General features: G+C 72.0%; 5 protein-coding genes and 1 rRNA gene. 4 read left to right on the top strand and 2 right to left on the bottom strand.

Features of this window, described 5'->3' with window-relative positions:
• The 4 genes from EF903_RS26945 to EF903_RS26930 all read left to right on the top strand — a co-directional run.
• Window positions 1-974, top strand: a 974-nt coding sequence (locus EF903_RS26945) for a hypothetical protein (protein WP_125547449.1), incomplete at its 5' end; no start/stop codon positions are given.
• Window positions 975-991: 17 nt separating this feature from the next.
• The gene (locus EF903_RS26940) at window positions 992-2,527 is read left to right on the top strand and encodes an SCO6880 family protein (protein ID WP_125547451.1); all 1,536 of its coding nucleotides are present in this window, start codon (window positions 992-994) and stop codon (window positions 2,525-2,527) included.
• An 18-nt stretch (window positions 2,528-2,545) separates the two neighbouring features.
• Window positions 2,546-3,964: an ATP-binding protein gene (locus EF903_RS26935; RefSeq protein WP_125547448.1), complete on the top strand. Its 1,419-nt coding sequence runs from the start codon at window positions 2,546-2,548 to the stop codon at window positions 3,962-3,964.
• Between the two features lie 37 nt (window positions 3,965-4,001).
• On the top strand, window positions 4,002-5,543 hold the full coding sequence (locus tag EF903_RS26930) for a type VI secretion protein (RefSeq protein WP_260615980.1): 1,542 nt from the start codon (window positions 4,002-4,004) through the stop codon (window positions 5,541-5,543).
• Window positions 5,544-5,546: 3 nt separating this feature from the next.
• On the opposite strand, the gene EF903_RS26925 is transcribed toward EF903_RS26930, so the two are convergent.
• On the bottom strand, window positions 5,547-6,113 hold the full coding sequence (locus EF903_RS26925) for a GNAT family N-acetyltransferase (protein WP_125547446.1): 567 nt from the start codon (window positions 6,111-6,113) through the stop codon (window positions 5,547-5,549).
• Between the two features lie 109 nt (window positions 6,114-6,222).
• Window positions 6,223-6,339, bottom strand: a 5S ribosomal RNA gene (gene rrf, locus EF903_RS26920).
• Window positions 6,340-6,347: the final 8 nt, after the last annotated feature.

The following is a 6,347-nucleotide window of genomic DNA, read 5'->3' as shown; positions in this document are numbered from 1 at the left end:
CCCTCGCCAAGGGCTGCGCCGACGCCGCCGCCTGGATCGTCACCGAGCTCGGCAAAGCCGTCAACGGCAGCGCGAACGTCGACTTCACCAACAGCGCCTTCCTCAAGCAGTACGCCATCGTCTTCGCCGCCTCGACCGTCCTCACCCTGGTCCTGTGGCTCCTCGCCGTCGCCAAGCGCGCCATCCGCGGCGTCCCCCTGGCCACCGCCCTCTCCGAGGCCGTCGGCTTCCTCTGGCTGACCGTCCTCGCCTCCGCCTTCACCCCCCTGGTCCTCTACACCGTCGTCTCCGCCACCGACGGCGTCACCGAGGTCATCGCCTCGGCCGGCGGCAGCCAGACCGACATGTTCTTCGGCTCCTTCACCGAAGCCCTCAAGAAGGGCGACTCCATCGGCGGCGGCCCGATCATGCTGATCGTCGTCTCCCTCGTGACCGTCCTCGCCGCCGGCATCCTCTTCCTCGAACTCTTCATCCGGGCCGCCCTCCTCTACGTGGGCGCCCTCCTCGGCGTCGTCGTCTACTCCGGACTCGTCGACCGCAACCTCTGGGGCCACGTCCGCCGCTGGGCCGGCATCATGATCGCCGTCATCCTCGTCAAGCCGGTCATCGTCATCGTCCTCGGCCTCGCCGGGGCCCTGGCCGGCGACAAGGGCCCGAACGCCTTCTCCGCCGTCGTCTCCGGCCTCGCGATCATCCTGCTGGCCATCTTCGCCTCCGCGATGATCTACCGCTTCGTCCCCGGCTTCGGAGACGACATCGCCGCCGCCCGCGCCGGCCGCACCAAGGCCACCGACGGCGCCCAGGCCGCCGCCGTCATCAGCAGCCCGGCCTCCCTCGTCTCCCAGGGCATCAAGACCCACAGCAGCCGCGGCGCCCACCGCTCCGGCGGCGGCAGCGGAACCCTCCCCGCCGCCGCACCCGCGCCCCGCACGAGCTCGACGAGCACGAGGAACACAGGAGGTGACGGGCGTTGACGGCCCAGTCCCACCAGATGCACCCGGTCGCGCCCCGCCGCACCTACCTCATCGGCCGCGCCCGACCGAACGCCGTCATCGGCAAGAACCGCGAGACCGGCGAGATCGCCCTGATCATCGCGGGCGCGTTCCTCGGCATGATGAGCGGACTGCTCGTCCCCGACCTCACCCTGCGCATCGTCGCCCTCGTCGGCTTCCCCCTGCTCGCCCTCGCCGCCGTCTACGTCCCCTACCGCGGCCGCACCTTCTACAAGTGGTACGAGATCAACCGCAGCTACAAGCGCGTCCTGCGCCGCGGCACCGCGTACCGCTCCGGCGCCATGGAAGCCGGCACCCGCGCCGACGGCCGCGAGGTCGAAGTCGGCCCGCCCCCCGGCATCGGCCGCATCAGCTGGCTCTCCGCCCCCTTCGGACCCGACGAGATCGCCGTCCTCCTGCACGCCGACCGCAGGACCGTCACTGCCGCCATCGAGATCGAGGGCCCCGGCGTCGGCCTGCGCGACAGCGAGGACCAGGAGGCCCTCGTCGACCGCTTCGGCACCCTCCTCAAGCACGTCGCCAACGGCGACGGCTTCGTGACCCGCCTGCAGATGCTCGCCCGCACCCTCCCCGCCGACCCCGACGCCCACGCCAAGGACGTCATCCAGCGCGGCGACCCCACCGCCCCCGTCTGGCTGCGCGACTCCTACGACCAGCTGCAGTCGATGGTCTCCACCTCCTCCGAGCAGCACCGCGCCTACCTCGTCGCCTGCATGCACTACACGCGCGAACTCGCCGCCGAGGCCCACACCATCGCCCGCGCCGGCGGCCGCAAGGGCCGCAAGCTCGACCGCGACTCCGGCCTCGCCATCGTCATGGCCCGCGAGCTCACCGACATCTGCGCCCGCCTCGCCGAAGCCGACATCCGGGTACGCCAGCCCCTCGGACAGGGCCGCCTCGCCTCCCTCGTCCACTCCATGTACGACCCGGACCACCCCATCGACCACATCCAGGCCATGACCAAGCGCAACGCCTGGCCCGCCGAACTCGACGCGGTCGAACCCACCTACCTCCAGGCCAAGACCCGCGAGTCCTCCACCCGCGCCCCCTGGTGCCACGCCACCGCCTGGATCAAGGAGTGGCCCATGACCCCCGTCGGCGTGAACTTCCTCGCCCCGCTCCTCGTCCACACCCCCGACGTCATCCGCACCGTCGCCGTCACCATGGACCTCGAACCCACCGAGATCGCCATCGAGCGGATGCTCACCGAGAAGACCAACGACGAGGCCGACGCCTCCCGCGCCGCGAAGATGAACCGCACCGTCGACCCCCGCGACATCGCCGCCCACGGCCGGCTCGACCAAAGAGGTGAAGATCTCGCCAGCGGTGCGGCGGGAGTCAACCTCGTCGGGTACATCACCGTGTCCTCGCGTTCACCGGAGGCCCTCGCCCGCGACAAGAGGACGATCCGCGCCTCGGCCGGCAAGTCCTACCTGAAGCTGGAGTGGTGCGACCGCGAACACCACCGCGCCTTCGTCAACACCCTGCCGTTCGCCACCGGCATCCGACGCTAGCTGGAGGGAAAGGCCGCCATGCGAGACCCGCTGTCCGCCCTCACGGACGCCTTCACCAGCTTCCTGTTCGGCAAGGTCGAGACGACCCGCCTGCCCGTCCGCACCTCGACCGGCCAGGCCCAGGCCGTCTACCTGCCCACCGCCGCCCCCGGCCTCGGCGACTCCGGCGTGATCATCGGCCGCGAGGTCTACAGCGGCAAGGGCTACATCTACGACCCGTTCCAGCTGTACGGCCAGCAGCTCCCCGCCCCGCACTGGCTCGTCCTCGGCGAGTCCGGCAACGGCAAGTCCGCCCTGGAGAAGACGTACGTCCTGCGCCAGCTCCGCTTCCGCGACCGGCAGGTCGTCGTCCTCGACGCCCAGGGCGAGGACGGCGTCGGCGAATGGAACCTCATCGCGCAGCAGCTGGGGATAACCCCCATCCGCCTGGACCCCGTCGCCGCCAACGACGGCGGGATCCGCCTCAACCCCCTCGACCCGGCCATCACCACGACCGGGCAGCTCGCCCTGCTCCGCACCATCATCGAGGTGGCGCTCGGCCACGGCCTCGACGAACGCTCCGGCTTCGCCCTGAAGGTCGCCCACGCCTACGTCGTCGACACCATCCGCGACCGCCAGCCCGTCCTCACCGACATCGTCGAGCAGCTCCGCCACCCCGAGCCCGGCTCCGCCGAGGCCATGAACGTCGACATAGACGACGTACGGGCCTGGGGCCTGGACGTCGCGCTCGTCCTCGACCGCCTCGTCGACGGCGACCTGCGCGGCATGTTCGACGGGCCCACGACCGTCGGCATCGACCTCGACGCCCCGCTGATCGTCTTCGACCTCTCCCACATCGACCGCAACTCCATCGCCATGCCGATCCTCATGGCGATCGTCGGCGTGTGGCTGGAGCACACCTGGATCCGCCCGGACCGCAAGAAGCGCATCTTCCTCGTCGAAGAGGCCTGGCACATCATCAACAGCCCCTTCGTCGCGCAGCTCTTCCAGCGCCTCCTCAAGTTCGGCCGGCGCCTCGGCCTGTCCTTCGTCGCCGTCGTCCACCACCTGTCCGACGTCGTCGACGGCGCGGCCGCCCGCGAGGCCGCCGCCATCCTGAAGATGGCCTCGACCCGCACGATCTACGCCCAGAAAGCCGACGAGGCACGCGCCACGGGACGCGTCCTCGGCCTGCCCCGGTGGGCGGTGGAGATCATCCCCACCCTCACCCCCGGCATCGCCGTGTGGGACGTCAACGGCAACGTCCAGGTCGTCAAACACCTGATCACCGAAGCCGAACGCCCCCTCGTCTACACCGACCGCGCGATGACGGAGTCCTCCACCGCGCACATCCTCCCCGACGACCTGCTGGCGGCCGAACTGGAGGCGGAGCAGCGCGCGCTGCTCATGGAACGCCACCAGGGCGGCGGACCGGGATCCGCGACGACAGTGGCGTGAGGGGCCGGCAAGCCCCGAGGAGCACGAGAGGCACCAGATGCACGAGAGCGGCACGAGACGCCCGGCCGGTCCCGGCCCCACCCCCTCCCGCGGCATCCCGGACGGCCTCCTGGTCGCCCTGCTCGCGTTCCTCCTCGGGCTGGCCGTCCTCGTCTGGTCGTCGACGGGGCTGGCCGCGCTCCTCGCGAAGGGCGCCTGGCCGGCCACCGTCACGTTCGGCCGTACGCCCGACGCCGTCCGCGCCCTGATAGCGCAGCCGCACGACCTGCCGGGGGCCTGGCCGGCGACGGACCCGGCCGCGCTGTCGGGCTGGGGCCTGTTCTGGGGGCTGTTCGTCGGGCAGCTGCTGGTCCTGTTCGTGCTCGCCGTGTTCGTGATCGGCGCCGTGGCCCGCACGAAGGCCCGCCGGGCCCGCGCCCGCAGCGTCCCGCCGGAGCCGGCCGCGGAGCCCGATCCCGGTCCGGAGCCTGCGGCGGAGCCGGCTCCGCCGCAGCCGCCTGTGTCGAAGCCGGCACCGGTCGTCCCCGCTCCGGCCGCCGAGGGGCCGAAGGAGGAGGCGTACCGGTACGGCTTCGGCCACCCGCCCCGCGCCGAGGCACCTTCCGCCGCTCCCTCGGGCCGTGTGGCGTACGGGGGTCCGGGCGAGCGCCGCCGCCTGGCGGCCGCCCATCTCGCGTCCGCGGAGGGCGCGGCGATCGTCGTGACGTCCTCCCCGGCGCTGTGGGCGGACACGAAGGACGGCCGCGCGAAGCTGGGCCCGGTCCTCCTCTACGACCCGTCGCACCTGTGCGACACGCCGGCCCGTATGCACTGGAACCCGGCGGAGGGCTGCACGGACCGGGAGGCCGCGGCCGTCCGCGCCACGGCCCTGCTGGCGCCCGTACGGCCGCGGGCGCGCATGGACGAGGCGGTCGCCGACACGGCGGAGACCCTGCTGCGGAGCTGGCTGCAGGCGGCGGCGCTGGACGGCCGCCCGTTCAAGCAGCTGCACAGGTGGGCGCAGGGCGCCGGCGTGCAGGACGCGGTCCGCATCCTGCGCACGCACCCGCAGGCGGCGGCGGGGGCTGCCGGGGAGTTGGAGAGCGCCCTGACCGCCTACCCGGAACGACGTGACCAGGCAAGGCATCTGACGGCCCGGGCTCTGGCGTGCCTGACGTCGGTGCACATCCGCGAGGCCTGCAATCCGAACCGAGCGGATGCGCTGGCGCTGGCATCGTTTCTGCAGGAGGGGGGCACCCTTTATGTGGTGGGGGAATCCGTGGAGGAACCCGCGGCCCACCCGGGTGCGATGCCGCTGTTGACCGCACTCGCGTCGAGCGTGGTCGAGCACGGCCGCCGCATGGCCGCACGGTCATCCCACGGCCGGCTCGACCCACCACTGACCCTGGTCCTGGAGGACGTGGCGGCCGTCGCCCCGGTCCCGCAGCTGCCCGACCTGCTCGCCGAGGACGCGCTGCCGCTGCTGGCGCTGTGCCGGAGCCGCGAGCAGGCCAGGTCGCGGTGGCCGCAGTGGCCCGCGGAGGCCCCGGCCGACGCGGCCGCGCCGCACCGACCGGGGGCCCGTACGCCGGCTACCTGACCGCTATCCCCGGCCGGCGGGCCGGGGATAGACGTACTCCAGCTCCTTCGCCGACGGGTCGCCGGGCTTGGGGATGACGAGCCCGCTCGGCCGGAACCCGTACCGCCGGTAGAAGCCGCCGGCCCGCGCGTTGTCCTCGTGGACGAACAGCCGGACGCGCTGCAGCCGCGGTTCCTCCAGCGACCAGGCCCATTCCAGCGTGGCGGCGAACAGGGCGTCGGTGAGCCCGCGCCCCCGCCAGTCAGGCCGCACATACACGCCGACGAGGTGGCCCTGATCGACATCGACGGTCCGCTCGAGGAAGTCGGCGCCGCCGACGGGCTCGACGAACGCGGACACGGAGCCGGCCCACTGCCCGTCGGCCGTCTCGGCGATGAACTGCCGGACGTGGACGCCTTCGGCGGCGCCGCGTGCCCGTTCCTGCCAGTAGGCGTCGGGTTTCGCCGCGGCGTCCTCGACGGATTCCAGGAACGCCATGGGCGCGAGCGGGTCGGCGAGGGCCTCCAGGCGGAGCGCCTTGACCTTCTGCCATTCGTCGGTGTGTACGGGCCGGATCGCAAACTGTTCCATGCACCCGGATCCAATCACGGTCGGGCGCGTACCGCACCGCCATTCATTCTGCCCTGAAACGCAGGAAAGCCCCGCACCAGAGCTGGTGCGGGGCTTTCCCACAATGATTGTTCGGCGGCGTCCTACTCTCCCACAGGGTCCCCCCTGCAGTACCATCGGCGCTGAAAGGCTTAGCTTCCGGGTTCGGAATGTAACCGGGCGTTTCCCTAACGCTATGACCACCGAAACACTATG

The organism is Streptomyces sp. WAC05292, assembly GCF_003949955.1.
Taxonomy (GTDB): Bacteria; Actinomycetota; Actinomycetes; order Streptomycetales; family Streptomycetaceae; genus Streptomyces; species Streptomyces globosus.
Note: the sequence above shows the minus strand (reverse complement) of the source record. Positions and strands in the feature narration are given on the sequence as shown.

Bases quoted from the DNA above. Each gene is read 5' to 3' on its own strand.
- EF903_RS26925 (WP_125547446.1), bottom strand. From the start codon at position 6,113: ATGGAACAGTTTGCGATCCGGCCCGTACACACCGACGAATGGCAGAAG.
- EF903_RS26940 (WP_125547451.1), top strand. From the start codon at position 992: ATGCACCCGGTCGCGCCCCGCCGCACCTACCTCATCGGCCGCGCCCGA.
- EF903_RS26930 (WP_260615980.1), top strand. From the start codon at position 4,002: ATGCACGAGAGCGGCACGAGACGCCCGGCCGGTCCCGGCCCCACCCCC.
- EF903_RS26935 (WP_125547448.1), top strand. From the start codon at position 2,546: ATGCGAGACCCGCTGTCCGCCCTCACGGACGCCTTCACCAGCTTCCTG.